Annotated in this window: 12 protein-coding genes and 1 pseudogene; 7 read left to right on the forward strand and 6 right to left on the reverse strand. The window is 68.1% G+C overall.

Annotated elements, in window-relative coordinates:
- Window positions 1–2 precede the first annotated feature (2 nt).
- From DYZ02_RS02480 to DYZ02_RS02490, 3 genes are read right to left on the reverse strand one after another with little or no spacing between them, the layout of a single operon-like run.
- Window positions 3–1,142 carry a metallophosphoesterase family protein gene (locus DYZ02_RS02480; protein ID WP_115684846.1) on the reverse strand — a complete coding sequence of 380 codons (1,140 nt, stop codon included), beginning with the start codon at window positions 1,140–1,142 and terminating at the stop codon, window positions 3–5.
- Between the two features lie 56 nt (window positions 1,143–1,198).
- A complete protein-coding gene (locus DYZ02_RS02485) occupies window positions 1,199–2,011 on the reverse strand; it encodes a hypothetical protein (protein ID WP_115684847.1) in 813 nt (270 codons plus the stop codon).
- Window positions 2,011–4,977, reverse strand: a complete 2,967-nt coding sequence (locus tag DYZ02_RS02490) for a DEAD/DEAH box helicase (RefSeq protein WP_115684848.1) — start codon at window positions 4,975–4,977, stop codon at window positions 2,011–2,013. Before DYZ02_RS02490 ends, DYZ02_RS02485 begins: the two co-directional genes overlap by 1 nt.
- A gap of 126 nt (window positions 4,978–5,103) precedes the next feature.
- On the opposite strand from DYZ02_RS02490, the gene putP reads away from it, so the two are divergent.
- Genes putP through DYZ02_RS02505 form a run of 3 tightly spaced genes read left to right on the forward strand, consistent with a single transcriptional unit; the run spans window position 5,104 to window position 7,837 of the window.
- A complete protein-coding gene (putP, locus tag DYZ02_RS02495) occupies window positions 5,104–6,687 on the forward strand; it encodes a sodium/proline symporter PutP (RefSeq protein WP_115684849.1) in 1,584 nt (527 codons plus the stop codon).
- A gap of 6 nt (window positions 6,688–6,693) precedes the next feature.
- Window positions 6,694–7,341: an HNH endonuclease family protein gene (locus tag DYZ02_RS02500; protein WP_115684850.1), complete on the forward strand. Its 648-nt coding sequence runs from the start codon at window positions 6,694–6,696 to the stop codon at window positions 7,339–7,341.
- Window positions 7,342–7,351: 10 nt separating this feature from the next.
- Complete coding sequence (locus DYZ02_RS02505; protein WP_115684851.1) at window positions 7,352–7,837, forward strand: DUF2269 domain-containing protein; 486 nt, start codon at window positions 7,352–7,354, stop codon at window positions 7,835–7,837.
- Between the two features lie 76 nt (window positions 7,838–7,913).
- On the opposite strand, the gene DYZ02_RS02510 is transcribed toward DYZ02_RS02505, so the two are convergent.
- On the reverse strand, window positions 7,914–8,750 hold the full coding sequence (locus DYZ02_RS02510; protein WP_115684852.1) for a trypsin-like serine protease: 837 nt from the start codon (window positions 8,748–8,750) through the stop codon (window positions 7,914–7,916).
- Between the two features lie 42 nt (window positions 8,751–8,792).
- On the reverse strand, window positions 8,793–10,844 hold the full coding sequence (locus DYZ02_RS02515) for a DEAD/DEAH box helicase (protein ID WP_115684853.1): 2,052 nt from the start codon (window positions 10,842–10,844) through the stop codon (window positions 8,793–8,795).
- A 137-nt stretch (window positions 10,845–10,981) separates the two neighbouring features.
- On the opposite strand from DYZ02_RS02515, the gene DYZ02_RS02520 reads away from it, so the two are divergent.
- From DYZ02_RS02520 to DYZ02_RS11500, 4 genes and pseudogenes are all read left to right on the forward strand, one after another.
- Window positions 10,982–11,389, forward strand: a complete 408-nt coding sequence (locus DYZ02_RS02520; protein ID WP_115684854.1) for a (deoxy)nucleoside triphosphate pyrophosphohydrolase — start codon at window positions 10,982–10,984, stop codon at window positions 11,387–11,389.
- A complete protein-coding gene (locus DYZ02_RS02525; protein ID WP_115684855.1) occupies window positions 11,382–14,507 on the forward strand; it encodes a DEAD/DEAH box helicase in 3,126 nt (1,041 codons plus the stop codon). Before DYZ02_RS02520 ends, DYZ02_RS02525 begins: the two co-directional genes overlap by 8 nt.
- 109 nt (window positions 14,508–14,616) lie before the next feature.
- Window positions 14,617–15,591 carry an L-lactate dehydrogenase gene (locus DYZ02_RS02530; RefSeq protein ID WP_245945558.1) on the forward strand — a complete coding sequence of 325 codons (975 nt, stop codon included), beginning with the start codon at window positions 14,617–14,619 and terminating at the stop codon, window positions 15,589–15,591.
- A 59-nt stretch (window positions 15,592–15,650) separates the two neighbouring features.
- Window positions 15,651–15,806, forward strand: a pseudogene (locus DYZ02_RS11500) (inorganic phosphate transporter); the annotation flags it as partial.
- A 178-nt stretch (window positions 15,807–15,984) separates the two neighbouring features.
- On the opposite strand, the gene DYZ02_RS02540 reads toward DYZ02_RS11500, so the two are convergent.
- Window positions 15,985–16,566: an ABC transporter ATP-binding protein gene (locus tag DYZ02_RS02540; RefSeq protein WP_115684857.1), complete on the reverse strand. Its 582-nt coding sequence runs from the start codon at window positions 16,564–16,566 to the stop codon at window positions 15,985–15,987.
- Window positions 16,567–16,643 lie beyond the last annotated feature (77 nt).

Raw genomic sequence — 16,643 nt, forward strand, 5'->3', positions numbered from 1 at the left:
ATCTAGTCCTCCTTTGCCAGGCGGAAGAGCAGGTTGACGGCGTCGCGGGCGGTGCCGCCGCCGGGGGCCGCGGCGAGCTCGGCCAGCTCCGCCATCGCGGAGCCGGCGAAGCCGGCCAGGGGCAGGCGGGAGAGCTCCTCCTCCCCCGGTTCGAGGTGCAGGTCCATCAGCCGTGTGCGCTCGTAGAGCGCCGCGAAGACCGGCTCGAGCTCGCCGATGCCCTGCTCAAGGCGCTGCGTTGCCTCCAGCCCGAGCGTTCCCGCCAGAGAGTACTTCACCACGGTACGGGCCTTGTCCGGGTACGCGGCGAGCTGGGCAAGCAGCTCCTCGACGTCCTCCGGGCCGGCGACCTCCCAGTGCAGCGCGTCGAAGGTCCACGACCCGACGGGCACCTTCTCCACGTCGGCGCGGCCCTTGCCCACAGTGACCACCAAGGCGTTGCCGGAGTCCGTCTCGTTGCCGGTGACCCCCGGGGTGTGGTCGTGGAAGTCCGTGGTCTCGGGCGAGCCGGAGAACCACACCCGGCCGGTCCCGCCCAGGGAGGCGGTGGAGTGGGTGTCGCCGAGCGCCAGGTAGTCGATGGTGCCGTCGGCGAGCTTCGCTTCCACCCCCGCCAGGTCGATCGTGTCGGGCGCGGTCTCCGCGGCGCGCGACTGCACCTGCCCGTGCCCGACGGCGATGCGCACCGCGTCCGTCGGCCCGAGGGGGCGCAGCGCCCTGGCCACGAGGTCCTCCGTGGCGTGCTTGGCCTTCAGGGGCGCGCCCACGATCTCCACGCCCGGGCGCACCTCGACGACCTCCGAGGAATCGAGCACCCGCACGTTGTCCAGCTCGCGCGTGCGGGCGAACATCGAATCCGCCACCAGCGGGTCGTGGTTGCCGGGCAGCAGGTAGACCGGCACGGGCAGCGCCTTGAGGGTCTCGAGGGCGCGGCCCCGGGTCTGCTTCTCCAGCGCGTTGTGCTCGAAGACATCCCCGGCGACGACGATGAACTCGGCGCCGCGCTCGCGGGCCAGCTCGCCCAGGCGGGTGACGGCGGCGAGCCTGGCGTCGTCAAAGCGCGACTGCGCCTCGGGCGGGAGGAAGGCGCGCGTCATGCCCAGCTGCAGGTCGGAGGTGTGGATGAACGTCACGGAAGTCACAGAACCATGTTTAGCACGGGGCCCGGACACGGCTGTGGGGCGTCAAAAAGCGCGGCTCAGGAGCGGGTGAGCTCGTCGTAGAGGTCCTCGATGTCGGCGACGGCGCGCATCTGGTCGATGTTGGTGAACGACACCGTCTGCATCGCGCGGTGCAGAAGGTCGAGGTCGGAGTCGTCAACCATCGGCGCGAGCTTCGGGCGGGGCAGCTCCGGCAGCGCACGCCCCGACCAGAAGAACTCCGAGCCCTCGGCGGAGTTCTCCCGCGCGACGGCCGCCGCCTGGTTGCGCACGCCCTGCTCGATCATCGGCAGGCTCAGGTTGCGCAGGGAGAACAGCACGGCCGCGTCCGCGTCGATCTGCTCGGCGGCCTTGTGCGCCACCGCCACCGCGTGCTTGCACACCGCGGTGCGGGCGTTGTCCGGGCACGTGCAGTAGAAGCGGATCCCCCCGTCCTCCGGGGCGAGCAGCAGGGAGAGCACCTCCTCGTCGAACTCGCCGCGCCGCGCCCGCTCCACCGCGCCGGAGGAGCGCGCCATGAGCTCGAGGGCGCGCTGCACGTCCTCGGCGTCGCGGCGCGGCAGCTGGATGGAGACGGTGAAGGGCTCGTTCTGGCTGCCGGCCACCACCCCGTCGAAGCCGCCCGAGCGCGCGGTGACCTCCAGGACGTTGCCCTCCTTCGCGTAGCGCTCGCCGCGCTTGGCGCGTGCGGAGTCGGTGCCGCGCAGGGCGGCGAGGAGGAGGCGCTGGGCGGGCGTCGACAAGCCGGGCGGCGGCGCGGGCGTCTCCCCCGTCTCCGCGGGCCCGGCCACGCGCCGGCGCGCGCCGAAGTTGGCGTAGATGACGTTGTCCTCGCTCGGCCGCTGCTCCATTAGCTCTGCCCCCTGTAGCTCATCAGCTGGGCGAGGTCCTCGGCGCCCAGCTCCGTGATCCAGCCCTCGCCCTCGCCCACGACGGCGCCGGCGAGGTGCATCTTTCCGTCCAGCACGTCCTGGATCGACTCCTCCATCGTGCCACGGGTGATCATCTTGTACACCGACACGTTCTTGTCCTGCCCGATGCGGAAGGCGCGGTCGGTGGCCTGGTTCTCCACCGCCGGGTTCCACCAGCGGTCCATGTGGATGACCACGCTCGCGGCGGTGAGGTTCAGCCCCGTGCCGCCCGCCTTGAGCGACAGCAGCATCGCGCGCGGGCCGTCCGGGGCCTGGAAGCGCTCCACCATCGCGTCGCGGGCGGACTTGCCCACCCCGCCGTGGAGGAAGGGCACCGGCTCGCCGAGGCGGGCGGAGAGGTAGGGCTGGAGGATGTCGCCGAAGGCCTTGTACTGGGTGAAGATGAGCACCCGCTGGTCGGAGGCCACGGCCTCGCCGAGCAGCTCCATGAGCATCTCCACCTTCCCGGAGCGGTGCTTGCCCTTCACGGTCACGGCGGAGCCGTCGCCGAGGAAGTGCGCCGGGTGGTTGCAGATCTGCTTGATGCGCGTGATCGACGCCAAAACGAGGCCCTTGCGCGCCATGCCCTCGCGTTTTTCCAGCTCGGCTTGCATGTCGTCGACAAGCGCCTTGTACAGCGCCGCCTGCTCGGCGGTCATGTCGACGGCGACGATGCTCTCCTGCTTTTCGGGCAGATCGTCGATGATGGCGGGGTCCGTCTTCAGCCGGCGGAGGATGAAGGGGGCCGTGAGCCGCTGCAGCCGCTCGCTCATCTCGTCGGCGAGGTCTTCGTCGCGGCGGGTCTCGATGGCCTTGGAGAAGTGGTTGCGGAAGAAGGTCTGCGAGCCGAGCATGCCGGGGTTGCAGAAGTCGAGGATGTTGCGCAGCTCGCTGAGCTTGTTTTCGATCGGGGTTCCCGTCAGCGCGATGCGGTGGCGGGACGGCAGCGCCCGCACGCTTTTCGACGCCCGAGTACCCGCATTCTTGATCGCCTGCGCCTCGTCGAGCACCACGTGATCCCAACGGATCCGCGCCAGTTCGGCGGCGTCCCTGCCCACGACCCCGTAGGAGGTGATGAGCACGTCCGTCTCCCCGACCGCCCCGACGAGCTCGTCGCCCTTGAGCCGCTCCGAGCCGTGGTGCACCGCCACCCGCAGGCCGGGGACGAAGCGGGCGGCCTCGCGCGCCCAGTTGCCCACCACCGAGGTCGGGGCGACGACGAGCGTCGGCCCCTGCGCGCGGCCCTCCGCGTGCTCGACGGCAAGCAGGCCGAGCAGCTGCAGCGTCTTGCCCAGGCCCATGTCGTCGGCGAGGACGGCGCCCAGGTTGTTGCGCGACATGAAGTAGAGCCAGTCCACGCCGCGGCGCTGGTACTCGCGCAGCTCCGCGTGCACGGTGTCGGGGATGTCCACGCGCTCAGGCGCGGGCCGGTCGGTCCCGCCGACGAGCGAGGTGAACCAGGGCGAGCCGGTGAACTCGACCGGGGCGTCGCCCGCGGATTCGAGGGCGAGCTCGCGCAGCTCGCCGGCGGTGACCGCGCCGGAGGTCTCCCCGCCCAGCGGGCCCTCGGCCAGCTTGGACATGTAGCGCTTCGTCTTGGCCAGCGCCCTGCCGTCGGCGAGCACCCACTCGCCGCGCAGCTTGACCAGGCCGGACTTGGAGCGCACGAGCTGGTTCATCTCCTCCTCGCTCAGCTCGACGCCGCCGACGGACATCCGCCAGTCGTAGCTGACCAGGGTGTCGAAGCCGAACGCGGTCGTGGTGGCGGCGTCGTGCGGGTTGTCCTCGCGCGTGATGTGCAGCCGCGCGGTGGTCTCCGCCTCCGACCAGGCGCGCGGCAGCATGACGGCGAAGTTGCGGGCGCGCAGCTTGAGCGCGTCGGCGGTGACAAAGCGGACGATCTCCTCGGTGCTCAGGTAGATGTCCCACTCCCCCTCGTGGTCGCTCAGCGGGGTCCACGGTTGGCGCGGGTGGCGGGCGGGGTCGATCAGCTCGACAACCTCGGAGGCGCGGCCGAAGTCGCGCCGCAGGGTCTGGGCGGTCTGGGCGTCGTAGTCGCTCAACCTGATGGGGCGCGGCGCGTCGGTGCCGGCGCGGACCTGGACGCGCACCGGCCACTGCACCGCCCCCTCCGGCGCCCCGTCCTCCTCGAGCTCGGCGGGCTGCTCCACGATGAACACCAGCTGCAGGTTCACCGCCGTGATCGAGCCGTTCCACTCGCTGACGCGCTGCGAGAGCTGCCCGCCCCCGCGCCGCAGCGGGGCGGCGTGGAGCAGCGAGTGGACGAAGTCGTGCCACGGGTACGGGCGGGTATCCTCCTGCACGCCCCGCAGGTGCGCGGTGGCGACCCAGTGCGTCAGCGTCTGGGCCACGTTCTCGCTCAGGGCCGGGTTGTTCACCGTGAGCACCCCCGGTGCCGCCGCAATCATCTCGGCGAGCCAGCCGCGCTCCTCCACCCCGGTGCCCAGCTGCCACTCCGCGTACCACAGGCCGTCGCGGTAGGGAACGTGGATGCTCACCCGCCCGGCGCGCACGAAGCGCGTCAGCCCCGCGTAGGCGCGGATCAGCCAGTACAGGTCGGGGGCGATCGCCTCGCGCTGGGCTGTCGACGCCGCCGGGGAGCGCCCGTCCAGAAACTCCATCCCCGCCAGCACCGCCACCGCCTCCTCCGGGGCGTAGGCCGCGGTGGGCACGCGCAGCTCCACCTGGCGGCCGCGCGGGGTCTGCAGGCGCACGCGGGCGCGGTGGCGGAAGTGGGCGTCGTCAAGCAGTGCCTCGATGGCCGGCGGGAAGGTGCCGGGAGGGACCTGCGAAGGCACGACGATCTTGTGGCCTTCCACCTGCTCAACCCACAGGTTGAGGCCGGACTCCGACAACCAGAGACCATGCAGGAGGAATTTTGGCATAACCTCCCTTATACCACCCGGCCGGATTTCCGCCGGTTTCCCGCGTGGGTGCGAAGCGCGTCAACTAGGCTCGATGAATTGTTGAACGCTCCCATGAATTCGCGCCTCCGGAGGACAAGAGGATAGATGACTGACAGTTTCTGGCTCGTGCTCGCCATCGTGCTGTATTTCGGCCTGATGGTGGCCATCGGCTTCTACTCGTGGCTGCAGACGAACAAGTACGACGACTACGTCCTCGCCGACCGGGGCCTGAACCCCTTCGTGGCGGGCCTGTCCGCGGGCGCGTCCGACATGTCGGGCTGGCTGCTCATGGGCCTGCCCGGCGCGCTGTTCGTCTCGGGCATGAGCGAGCTGTGGATCGTCGTCGGCCTTTTCGTGGGCACGTGGGCGAACTGGAAGTGGGTCGCGCCCCGGCTGCGCTCCTACACTGAGGTGGCGAACAACTCGATCACGCTGCCCTCCTTCTTCGAGAACCGCACCCACGACTCCTCCCGCGTCCTGCGCGCCGCCGCAGCGGTGATCATCATCGTCTTCTTCACCTTCTACGTCTCCTCCGGCATGGTCTCCGGCGGGCGCTACTTCGAGTCCACCTTCCAGGGCGACTACCTCACGGGCATGCTCATCGTCGGCTCGGTCACGGTGCTCTACACCTTCATCGGCGGCTTCCTCGCCGTGTCCTACACCGACGTGGTGCAGGGCGCGCTGATGTTCCTCGCGCTCATCATCGTGCCGATCATGGCGCTCGTCGCCCTGGACAACCCCGGCGAGGTCTTCTCCTTCGCCACCGATCACGCCTACGGCCCCTGGCCGGAAGGCAACCCGAACTACTTCAACATGGTCGCCGGGGTCTCGGTGGCCACCATCCTGGGCAATCTCGCCTGGGGGCTGGGCTACGTGGGCCAGCCGCACATCGTCACCCGCTTCATGGCGCTGAGCTCGCCCGCCCAGGCGGCCTCCGCCCGCCGCACCGGCACGTTCTGGGTGCTCGTCTGCTACATCGGCGCGGTGTTCACCGCCCTGGTCTCCACCGTGTTCTTCGCGCAGAAGGCCGACAACGTGACCGACCAGACCGGCTTCGAGACGATCTTCCTCGACCTCGCGCGCATCCTGTTCCACCCGCTGTTCGCCGGGATCATCCTCACCGCCGTTCTCGCGGCGATCATGTCCACGATGTCCTCCCAGCTGCTCATCACCTCCTCGGCGCTGATCGAGGACCTCTACCGCATCGTGGCCCGCCGGGAGCCCTCGCACACGACCCTTCTCGTGCTCTCCCGCACGATGGTCGTCCTCGTCGCCGTGGTGGCGATGCTCCTGGCCGTCAACCCCTCCGACACCATCCTCGGCCTGGTGGGCTTCGCGTGGGCGGGCTTCGGTGCCGCCTTCGGCCCGGTCGTCGTGGCCGCGCTCTACTGGCGGCGCCTCACCGCGCCCGGCGCGATCGCGGGCATGGTCGTCGGCGCCGCGACCGTCTTCGTGTGGGGCTCCTCCGAGACGCTGTCGGGCATCATCTACGAGATCGTTCCGGGCGTCGCCTTCGCCACCCTGGCGCTCGTCGCGGTCTCCCTGCTCACCCGCCCCAAGCCGGGCATCGACGAGGAGTTCGACACCGCGGTCCGCGTCACCGAGTACGCCACGGCCCACCCCGAGTCCACCTTCGACGACGCGCTGCGCCACGTGCGCGGGAACCGGGCGGGCGACGCGACCGTCTAAGGGGGCATGCGCCTCTACCTGCTCATCCTGAGCGTTCTCACCGCCCTCGTTGTTCCCTTCCCCACCGGCCTCGCCCGCTTCGAGGCGGCGGCCGGCCCGCCGCGCGCGACGGTCCTCGGCTACTCCCGAGAGGAGTTCGGCGAGGGGTGGGCGACGCTTGACGACGCCTGCACCACCCGCACCGTCGCCATGGCGCGGGCCTTCCGCTCCGGCACGTGCCGGGCCCCGCACCGGCAGTGGGACGTCTCCCCCATCCCCGACCCCTACACCGGGCGCCCCCTCGTCCCGTCCGACGTGGAGATCGACCACCTCGTGCCGCTCTCGGCCGCCTGGGACCTCGGCGCCCACGCCTGGACGCCGCAGCGGCGCCGCGACTTCGCCAACGACCCCCGCAACCTCGTGGTCACCTCGTCGGCGGCCAACCAGGCGAAATCGGACCAGCTGCCCAGCGAGTGGCTCCCGCCGCAGCGCCGGGCCCGCTGCGCCTACGCGCGGCGCCTCGTGGCCGTGGCCGCCGAGTACGGCCTGGCCCTCCCGGCCCCGGATCTCCGGGCGGCGCGGCGCGCCTGCTCGGGTGTGGCGGGGCTGGCCGGCAGGCGCGAGCTGGCCCCTTCCCAGGTGGGGCAGGCCCGCGCACCCGTCCCCGTACCGTAAGGTGGGGGCCATGACTACAATCCTCGTGTTTATCCACGTCGCCGCCGCGATCCTGCTTCTCGGCCCGGTCATGGTCGCCACCTCCATGTTCCCCGCGCAGGCCGTCAGCGCGCACGACGGCAGCGAGGAGGCCACCGGCCGCGCCTCCATCCTGCACAAGATCACCACCCGCTACGGCACCCTGTCCCTGCTGGTTCCGCTCCTCGGCGTTGTGGTGCTGACCTCCAACTGGGTCCACTTCAAGACGAACTACTGGCTCCACACCGCGGTGATCCTCTCCGTCATCGCGTGGGCGGTGCTCTTCGCCATGGTCGTTCCCCAGCAGCGCAAGATCATGGGCAGCCTCGGCGCCCTGTCCCCTGCCGATGCCGACCCCTCCGACCGCACCTCCAACTTCGAGGGCGCGAAGGCCAAGGCCGCCGCTGGCGCCGGCGTGTTCAACCTGCTCTGGTTCATCGTCCTCATCCTGATGTTCCTGCCTGACCCGACCATGTAGTCCACCGGACGCACAAAGGCCGGGCTCCCACCTGATGGTGTGGAGCCCGGCCTTTTCCGTCAAGCGCCTGCGCCGCTTACTCGCCTGCCCGGTTGTAGGAGACGATCCCCGGCAGAGAGATCGGCAGGGTGGCGATGAAGCTGAAGAACTGCGCGAACGCCTGGCGCAGGAAGTCACCCACCGGGCCCGCCGAAGACCCGGAGCGCGGCAGCAGCGCGTTCTGCACGTAGAGGCCCAGCAGTTGCAGCTCGGGCACGGCCGGGCCGTCCTCGGGGAGCACGCCGACGACGTAGTTGGACGAGCCGGGCAGGAAGTTCGCGTTGGTCGCCCACATGCTGGAGACGACGCCGATGAAGCCGCGCCCCGGCACCCACATGGGCCCGCCGGAGTCGCCGGGCTGGGTCAGCGGGGCGTCGACGAAGTAGGTGTTGCCCACGTGCCCGCTGTACGTGCCGCACGTGACGTTACCCCGGGGCCGGTTGGAGGTCTGCCCGTAGTAGCACACCTGCTCGCCCGGGGAGACCTCGTTCGGGCGGACCCACGGGTCGCCAGAGAACCCGTTGGGGCCGATGTTCACCCCGCCGTCCCACTGGATGGCGGCCCAGTCGTTGCCCAGGCGGCTGTCGAAGGCCTTGGAGCGGTAGAAGGTGCCCACGTGCCCGGAGCCGGTCTGGGTGTCGTGGTCCACGATGCTCACCCGCGCGCCGTCCTGGCCGCAGTGCGCGGCGACGAAGCTGCGCCGGTTCGCCGGGTCGTTGTAACCGACGGTGCAGTAGCCGCTGCCCTCGACGTAGACGGCGCCGCCCTGGTCGATGCGACTGAGATCCTGGGCGGAGGCAGGCGAAACGCCCACCACCCCCGTGAGCAGTGTCAGCGCCGCGGCGCACGCGGCCAGGGGGCGGTGGGCGTTCATCTCGATCCTTTGGCGGGAGTACTCTGTCAGACCCCTCGGAGTTTAGTCGCGCCAGTCGCGGCGTCCACGTCCACCCCGGTCTCCGCGATCCCCGCGCCCGCCACGGCCTCCGCGGTCTTCACGGTCCCAGCCACGGCCTCCGCGCCCCCGGGGGGCACCCTTGTCGCGCTGGATGTTGATCAGCTGGCCGGAGATGCGGGTGTCTGAGAGCCGGTCCAGCACGTCGCGGTCGAGGTTCTTCGGCAGCTCCACCAGAGTGAAGTCGCCGCCGATGGTGATGCGGCCGAAGTCGCGGGAGCTCAGCCCGCCCTCGTTGGCCAGGGCGCCGACGATGGCACCCGGGCGCACGTGCTGACGCTTACCGACGTCAAGACGGTACGTGTCGAAGTTCTCGCTGTCGCCGCCGAAACGGCCGCGGCGCCCGCCACGGTCGCCCCTGTCCCCGCGGTCTCCGCGATCGTCCCGGTCAAAGCGGTCGCGCCGGCCACGGCGGTCGTCGCGGTCGAAGCGGTCGCGGCGGTCGCGCTTCTCCTTCGGCGGCTCCTTCATGAGGAACTCGTCGCCGGCCTGGGCCTGGGTGGCCAAGGCCGCGGCGATGTCATCCATCGGGATGTTGTTGGCCGCGGAGTACTCGCGCACCATCGACTTGAACACCTGCAGGTCGCTGGCCTCGAGGGACTCGGTGATGGAGTCCATGAAGCGCAGCTTGCGGCTCTCGTTGACCTCGTCGACGGTCGGCAGGTCCATCTCCTCGATGGTCGCGTTGGTGACGCGCTCGATGGAGCGGAGCATGCGGCGCTCGCGCGGGGTGACGAAGAGGATCGCCTCGCCGGAGCGGCCGGCGCGGCCGGTGCGGCCGATGCGGTGCACGTAGCTTTCGGTGTCGTTCGGGATGTCGAAGTTCAGCACGTGGCTGATGCGCTCGACGTCCAGGCCGCGGGCGGCGACGTCGGTGGCCACCAGGATGTCGAGTCGGCCGTCGCGAAGCTGATCGACCGTCCTCTCGCGCTGCTGCTGGGCGATGTCGCCGTTGATCGCGGCGGCGGAGAAACCGCGGGCGCGCAGCTTCTCGGCGATCTCCTCGGTCTCCTGCTTGGTTCGGACGAACACGATCATCGCCTCGAACTCGGTGACCTCGAGGATGCGGGTCATCGCGTCGAGCTTGTTGCGGTGCGCCGTGAACAGGTAGCGCTGCGTGATGTTGGTGTTCGTGCGGGTCTCGGACTTGACCGTGACCTCGGCCGGGTCATTGAGGTACTGCTTGGAGATGCGGCGGATGCCGTTCGGCATCGTCGCGGAAAACAGCGCGACCTGCTTGTCGTCCGGGGTGTCCTCGAGGATGCGCTCGACGTCCTCCTGGAAGCCCATGTTCAGCATCTCGTCCGCCTCGTCGAGCACGAGGAAGCGCAGGTTGGAGATGTCCAGCGAGCCCTTCTCCAGGTGGTCGATGACGCGGCCCGGGGTGCCCACGATGATCTGCGCGCCGCGGCGCAGGCCGGACAGCTGGATGCCGTAGGCCTGGCCACCGTAGATCGGCAGGACGTGGATGCCGCCGAGGTGATCGGCGAACGACTGGAAGGAGTCCGAGACCTGCAGCGCCAGCTCGCGCGTCGGCGCGAGGACCAGGGCCTGCGGGAAACGGTCCTCCGGGTTGATCCGGGACAGGACCGGAAGCGCGAACGCCGCGGTCTTGCCGGTGCCCGTCTGCGCGAGGCCGACAACGTCGCGGCCCTGCATCAACAGCGGGATCGTCTCGGCCTGGATGGCGGAGGGCTGCTCGAACCCGACCTTCTTGACCGCCTTGACGACGCGCTCCGGCAGCGTCAGCTTCTCGAAACCGTTCTCCGGCTCGGCGTTCTCCAGCTCAGCGTTTTCGGGCTCTGAGGGGGTCTCGGTGTCTTCGGGTGCTTCGGCGGTGGCTTCGGCACTGGCGTCCTGGCCAGCCGAAGCGCCGGTGTCCTCAGAAGTACCCGCATCCCTGGTGCCTTGTTCTGCGGCCTGATCGGCCACGGCATCCTGCGGGTTTTCCTGAGTTTCCGACAGATTCATGTCCGGCTCAAACTCGCCGCCGGTAGCGTTTTCGGAAATGCTCATTGCCACCCCACAGTACGCCACCTGGGGCGGTATTACTATTCGCGGGAATTTGCTTGACGACGTCCCGCGGGCGCAGACCCGAATTTTTTTGCCGACGGCAGCGCACGTCCGTCCGCAGGAACTTTAGGATTCTATGCATGGTGAGAGTGATTGAGGTCGTCGGAGCTGTGTTCACTTCCGGGGACAAGGTGTTTGCTGCCCGGCGCGGCCCGGGCAAATCGATGGCGGGAAAGTGGGAGTTTCCCGGTGGAAAGGTCGAGCCGGGTGAATCGGCGGAGGAGGCGCTACGTCGGGAGCTGCTCGAAGAGCTACGTGTGGATGCAGCCGTCGGCTCACATCTCGCCTCGACCCGCCACGACACCGGTGACACCGTAATCGTCTTGTCGACCTTCGAATGCGAGCTGCGAGGAGGAACCCCCACCATGACGGAGCACATCGCCCTCAGGTGGGTGCCCCGCAGCGAGCTACACCTCCTTGATTGGGCTCCCGCCGACGTGCCCACGGTGCAGCTGCTCCAGGAGGAGGAGGCGGCAGCCGATGACTAGAAGCGATTCTGTCCTTCCGCTCGGCGCCTACGAATCCGCTCTGACGCACCGGTTGCAAGAGCGCATCAACGCGACTCGAGAGGAAGCTCCCCACGTCCGAATCGCTCTCGAGCCCGCGACGGATGGTTTACACGAACGTTTTACCGAGGCCATGGTCCGGACCTTGAGCGACCACCTCGTACAAAAGCTTCGTTCTTCCCGCGACGCGGTCCAACGCGTGGAGCTCATCAATCAGATTGCGGCGCTTATCGACCCCGACGATCTCATCGATTCGGAACAGATCCTGCACGCCGTTTACGAGGCGTCGCTTGGAGACCCTCCAGCGATCAGCCCCACCTCCCTCACCGACACGTACCTCCTGACAAACGCCGGTTACGAGCAGAGCATGTCGGCCGAAATCAAGCGCGAGATCAGGACAGCGGATCGCGTTGACTTGTTATGCGCATTCATCAAGAACTCGGGCATTTCTGTGATCCGGGACCAGCTCGAGTACCTGCGCGACAATTCAATTCCCCTCCGCGTTATCACCTCCACCTATTGCGGTGCCTCGGACCCGCAAGCGATTGATCGCCTGGTGGAGGAGTTCGGAGCCGAGGTGAAGATCGGCTACGAATCTCAAGAGACCCGCCTCCACGCGAAGGCGTGGCTGTTCCGGCGCGAGTCGGGCTTTGATACTGCCTACATCGGCAGCTCCAACCTCTCTAACTCAGCGTTAATCGACGGCATCGAGTGGAACGTGCGGGCGTCGCGGGTCGAGACACCGGCAATTCTCGAGAAGTTCGAGGCTGTTTTCGATACTTATTGGAACGACGTTCACTTTGCCGGTTACTCCCCCGGAACAGATCACGAGCGTCTTCGGAAATCCCTCAAGCGCGCCAGTTTGGGCTCAAAAGCAGGCACATCTCTAGAGCTTTCTGGCCTGCGCGTCGAGCCTTATCCTTATCAGGAGACGATGTTAGAGGCGCTCGAGGCGGAGCGCACCACGCACGATCGCCATCGCAACCTCCTCATCGCCGCTACGGGTACCGGCAAGACTGTCGTCGCTGCCCTCGACTACAGGCGCATCTCAGAGCAGTGGAAGCGAAAACCGAGTCTGCTTTTCGTTGCGCACCGGACTGAGCTCCTGCAGCAAGCGATGCGGACCTACCGAGAAGTCTTACACGATTCCAGCTTCGGGGAACTGCTTGATGGCACCAGGAAACCGGTGCACGGGAAGCATGTTTTTGCGACGATCCAGAGCCTTAGCAAGACACTGGACCAGGTCGGCGCCGAGGATTTCGAGATCGTCGTAGTGGACGAGTTCCACCATGCGGAGGCGACGACTTACCAGAAGCTTCTCGACCACATTTCACCGAAAGAGCTGCTTGGCCTCACCGCAACCCCTGAGCGGGGCGACGGCGTCAACGTGCAGAAATTGTTCGACTACCGCGTCGCATATGAGCTCCGGCTGTGGGATGCGTTGCACGTCGGCCTCGTCGCGCCCATGCATTACTTCGGGATCAACGACGAAACGAACCTCACCGGCGTCGCGTGGTCCCGTCATAAGAAGGCCTACGACCCAGCAGCATTGAGCGAGTTCTACATCAAGGCTGGAGAGTCGCGGGTCCGCCTCATCCTGAACGAGCTAAAGCGGCGCGTCTTCGACCTTGACGCCATGAGGGCCCTGGGGTTTTGCGTCAGCATCCCCCACGCAAACTTTATGGCTGAGCAGTTCCGGAAGTACGGGATCCCCGCCGCCGCGATCACCTCAGAAACGACGGCCTTCGACCGACGCCGCCTCGTAGATAACCTCCGCAACGGCGAGCTGAAAATCCTTTTTACCGTCGACCTGTTCAACGAGGGCATCGACATCCCCGATGCGAATACGTTGTTACTTCTGAGGCCTACGGAAAGCCCGGTCATCTTCCTTCAGCAGCTCGGCCGCGGTCTCCGGAAACGCCCCGGCAAGGTCTGCACGGTGCTCGACTTCCTCGGAATGCAGCACGAGGAATTCAGTTACGAGGCCCGATTCGCTGCACTCACGGGCAAGCGCGGCAAACGGCTGGAAGACGAGCTCACCAACGATTTTCCGTCGCTGCCCGGAGGCACCCACATACAGTTGGACCGCGTCACGCAGGAGCGGGTCTTGAAGAACGTCAAGCAGCTGGCGGCACCCACGCTGAGCCGACTCCGTAAGCTAGCCCAGCTCGAGCAGACCACCGATCTCTCAGAGTTCCTGGACAACACACAACTGCAGCTTGGGGACATCTACCGGCCCAAAGCCGGCGGATGGACGAACATCCTCCGTCACGAAGGCCTTCTCACTTCTCCGTCCCCTGCGCCTCCCCACGAGGAGTTTCTCCTCGGACGGCTTCGCACGTTGCTGCACGTCAACGACCAACAACGAGCAGAAGCCTACCTCCGGATCGCCAACCCTCAGGGTCCCCCGGTCGAAGAGTTCTCGGACACTGACATGACCTTCGCGCGGATGCTGGCAGCCCACCTATGGGTGAACCAGAAAGGCCCAACCGCCCCCGCCACTGTCGACGAGGCAATCTCCGCCCTTCGTCAAGCCCCGTCGTTCTACGAAGAATTGCGGCAGATCTTGAGCTACTCGCTCGCCAGAGCTCTGGTCTCGCCCGGCGCTGTCGAAGGCCCCGGTGCCGGCGTTTTGTTTTCCCACGCCGATTACTCCAGCAACGAACTCGTTGCCGCGCTGTGGCGGGCTCCGCTGGCGTCGCTGCTTCCCGCAACTCAAGGCGGCGTCAGGTTCTTGGAAGAGGCCGCTGTCGACTTGTTCTTCGTCACCCTGGTCAAAGAGGACAAGGATTTCTCGGTCAGCACCCGCTACAAAGACTTCCCCATCACCAAGGACCTTTTCCAGTGGGAATCTCAGGCGCGTACGGCGCTCGACTCGAAAACCGGGCAACGCTACATCCACCACGAAGAACTCGGCAGCCGGGTATTTCTCTGCGTCCGCAACGCGAGACGGAACTCGATCGGCGGGGCTGGCGCGTATACCTTCCTCGGGGACGTCAACCACGTTCGCCACAGCGGTGAGAAACCGATTCAATTCGAGTGGAAGCTGCACCGCCCCATGCCTGCTCGCCTCTATGAACAGGGACGCGCCGTCGTGTAGCGAAGGTGCCGCATGGAAGCTGGAGCGGTAGCACGCCCGCGGGAGGGCCCGTACACTCCCGGGTGTCAGCAGACGTCGCCACGAATTTTGACCGATGGGGGTTTCGGCAGTGACACACACGACCGTGACGCAGGGAAGCAAGATCGTTGTTATCGGCGCGGGGGCGGTGGGCATCGCCTACGCCTACGCGCTGCTCAATCAGGGTTTGACCGACCACCTGGCCATCATCGACCTCGACGAGGACATGGCATGGGCGCAGGTGGAGGACCTCGCTCACTCGGTGCCGTTCTCGGGCCACAACATCCAGGTCACCGTCGGCACGTACGCGGACTGCCGGGACGCGACGATGGTGGTCAACTGCGCGGGTGTCGCCCAGCGCGAGGGCGAGACGCGCCTCGACCTGGTGGCGCGCAACGTGGAGATCTTCGAGTCGATCAACCGCCAGGTGATGGAGAACGGCTTCAACGGCATCTACCTGGTGGCCACCAACCCCGTCGACGTGCTCAGCTACGTCACGTGGAAGCAGACGGGGCTGCCCTCGAACCAGGTCATCGGCTCCGGCACGGTGCTCGACACGGCCCGGTGGCGCCACAACCTAAGCCGGCTGTACAACATCGCCCCCTCGGCGGTGCACGCCTACATCATCGGCGAGCACGGGGATTCCGAGCTGCCGGTGTTGTCGTCGGGAAGCATTGCGGGCGTGCCGATTCCCCGCATTGTGGCGAAGGAGTCGGAGAAGAACCCGCACGTCTACGAGGACGTCGACAAGCTGTTCCACAAAACCCGCGACGCCGCGTACGACATCATCCGCCGCAAGGGCAACACCTCCTTCGGCATCGGCTCCGCTCTGGCCCGCATCACGCGGGCGATCCTGCGCAACGAGGACGTGGCACTGCCCGTCTCCGCGCTGCTGCAGGGCGAGTACGCGCGCCGGGACATCTACATCGGAACCCCCACCATCCTCAACCGCGGTGGCGTGCGCAACGTGGTGGAGCTGCGTCTGGACGAGGACGAGTTCGAGCGCTTCGACGCCTCCGCGGCCACCCTGCGCCGCGTTGTCGAATCCACGGGCCTGACCGGGTAGAACGCACTCCCCCGCTGCCGCGGGGCACCCCGAAACGGGGCGGGCGCGGCGCCTGGAGGATAATTCGCACCTCCTCGCACCTGGGCATGGCCCTGTCCACCACCCATGTCGCCACCGGCTCGATTATGGGCTCGGGCCTGACCGGCCCGAAGGGCAAGGTGCGGTGGTCCGTCGCAGCCCGGATGGTGCTGGCGTGGGTCACCACCCTGCCGGCGCGGCGCTGGCCGCCGGGGCGGCCGCCTACGGGGGTGTCTTCCTCGCCGCCGTCCTCGCCGCCGCGCAGGGCGCTGGCCTGGTTCTTCTTCGCCCTCACCGCCCTCGCCGTCGCCGCCGGGGTCTTGCTCGTCGCGCGCGAGCGCATCGCCTACTTCTGCTCCTAAGGGCCGCAGGTGCCTACAGCCCCAGCGTGACGACGTCCGCGTAGCGCCCCACCTCGGCCACGAACGCCTCGTCGTGGCACGTCAGCACCACGGCTGCCCCGCCGCGCAGCCCCTGGGCGATCCGCTCGTGCGCGGCGGCCCGGCCGGGGGCGTCGAGGCCGACGTCGGGCTCGTCCAGGAGCACCAGCGGCCGGCCCTGCCCGAACGCCTGCGCCAGCTGGGCGAGCCGGAGGTCCCGCGCGGACAGGTCCAGGGGGTGCTCCTCCGGGTCCAGGCCGAGCTCCCGGGCTGCCTCGGCGGAGCCGAGGAAGTCGGCGAGGGTGGTCTCGGCGACCTGGTCCGCCGCGCGCTGCAGGGCCAGCGCCGCGGGCACAGCCGGGGCGGGCGCGCCGTCGAGCCCCGCCAGGGCCCGCAGGAGCGAGGTCTTGCCCGAGCCGTTCTCGCCCCGCAGCCACACCACCGCGCCCGGGCACGCCACCACCCGCACCGGGTCGAGCACGAAGCGCTGCCCTTTCCTGCCGCGCCGCGCGCCGACGGGCGGCGAGCTGGACTGCGGCCTCGTCGGCGCGCGGCCGGGCAGGGGGAAGGCGGACACTTATACACACCTCCGAGCCCACGAGACGGACTCCTATATCGTATGCCGTCTTCTGCTTGAAAAAAAAAATGCCGACG

The organism is Corynebacterium senegalense, from assembly GCF_900411315.1.
Classification (GTDB): Bacteria; Actinomycetota; Actinomycetes; order Mycobacteriales; family Mycobacteriaceae; genus Corynebacterium; species Corynebacterium senegalense.

Coding starts and splice junctions, on each gene's coding strand:
- DYZ02_RS02485 (WP_115684847.1), bottom strand. CDS start 2,011: ATGGAGCAGCGGCCGAGCGAGGACAACGTCATCTACGCCAACTTCGGC.
- DYZ02_RS02490 (WP_115684848.1), bottom strand. CDS start 4,977: ATGCCAAAATTCCTCCTGCATGGTCTCTGGTTGTCGGAGTCCGGCCTC.
- putP (WP_115684849.1), top strand. CDS start 5,104: ATGACTGACAGTTTCTGGCTCGTGCTCGCCATCGTGCTGTATTTCGGC.
- DYZ02_RS02500 (WP_115684850.1), top strand. CDS start 6,694: ATGCGCCTCTACCTGCTCATCCTGAGCGTTCTCACCGCCCTCGTTGTT.
- DYZ02_RS02505 (WP_115684851.1), top strand. CDS start 7,352: ATGACTACAATCCTCGTGTTTATCCACGTCGCCGCCGCGATCCTGCTT.
- DYZ02_RS02510 (WP_115684852.1), bottom strand. CDS start 8,750: ATGAACGCCCACCGCCCCCTGGCCGCGTGCGCCGCGGCGCTGACACTG.
- DYZ02_RS02515 (WP_115684853.1), bottom strand. CDS start 10,844: ATGAGCATTTCCGAAAACGCTACCGGCGGCGAGTTTGAGCCGGACATG.
- DYZ02_RS02520 (WP_115684854.1), top strand. CDS start 10,982: ATGGTGAGAGTGATTGAGGTCGTCGGAGCTGTGTTCACTTCCGGGGAC.
- DYZ02_RS02525 (WP_115684855.1), top strand. CDS start 11,382: ATGACTAGAAGCGATTCTGTCCTTCCGCTCGGCGCCTACGAATCCGCT.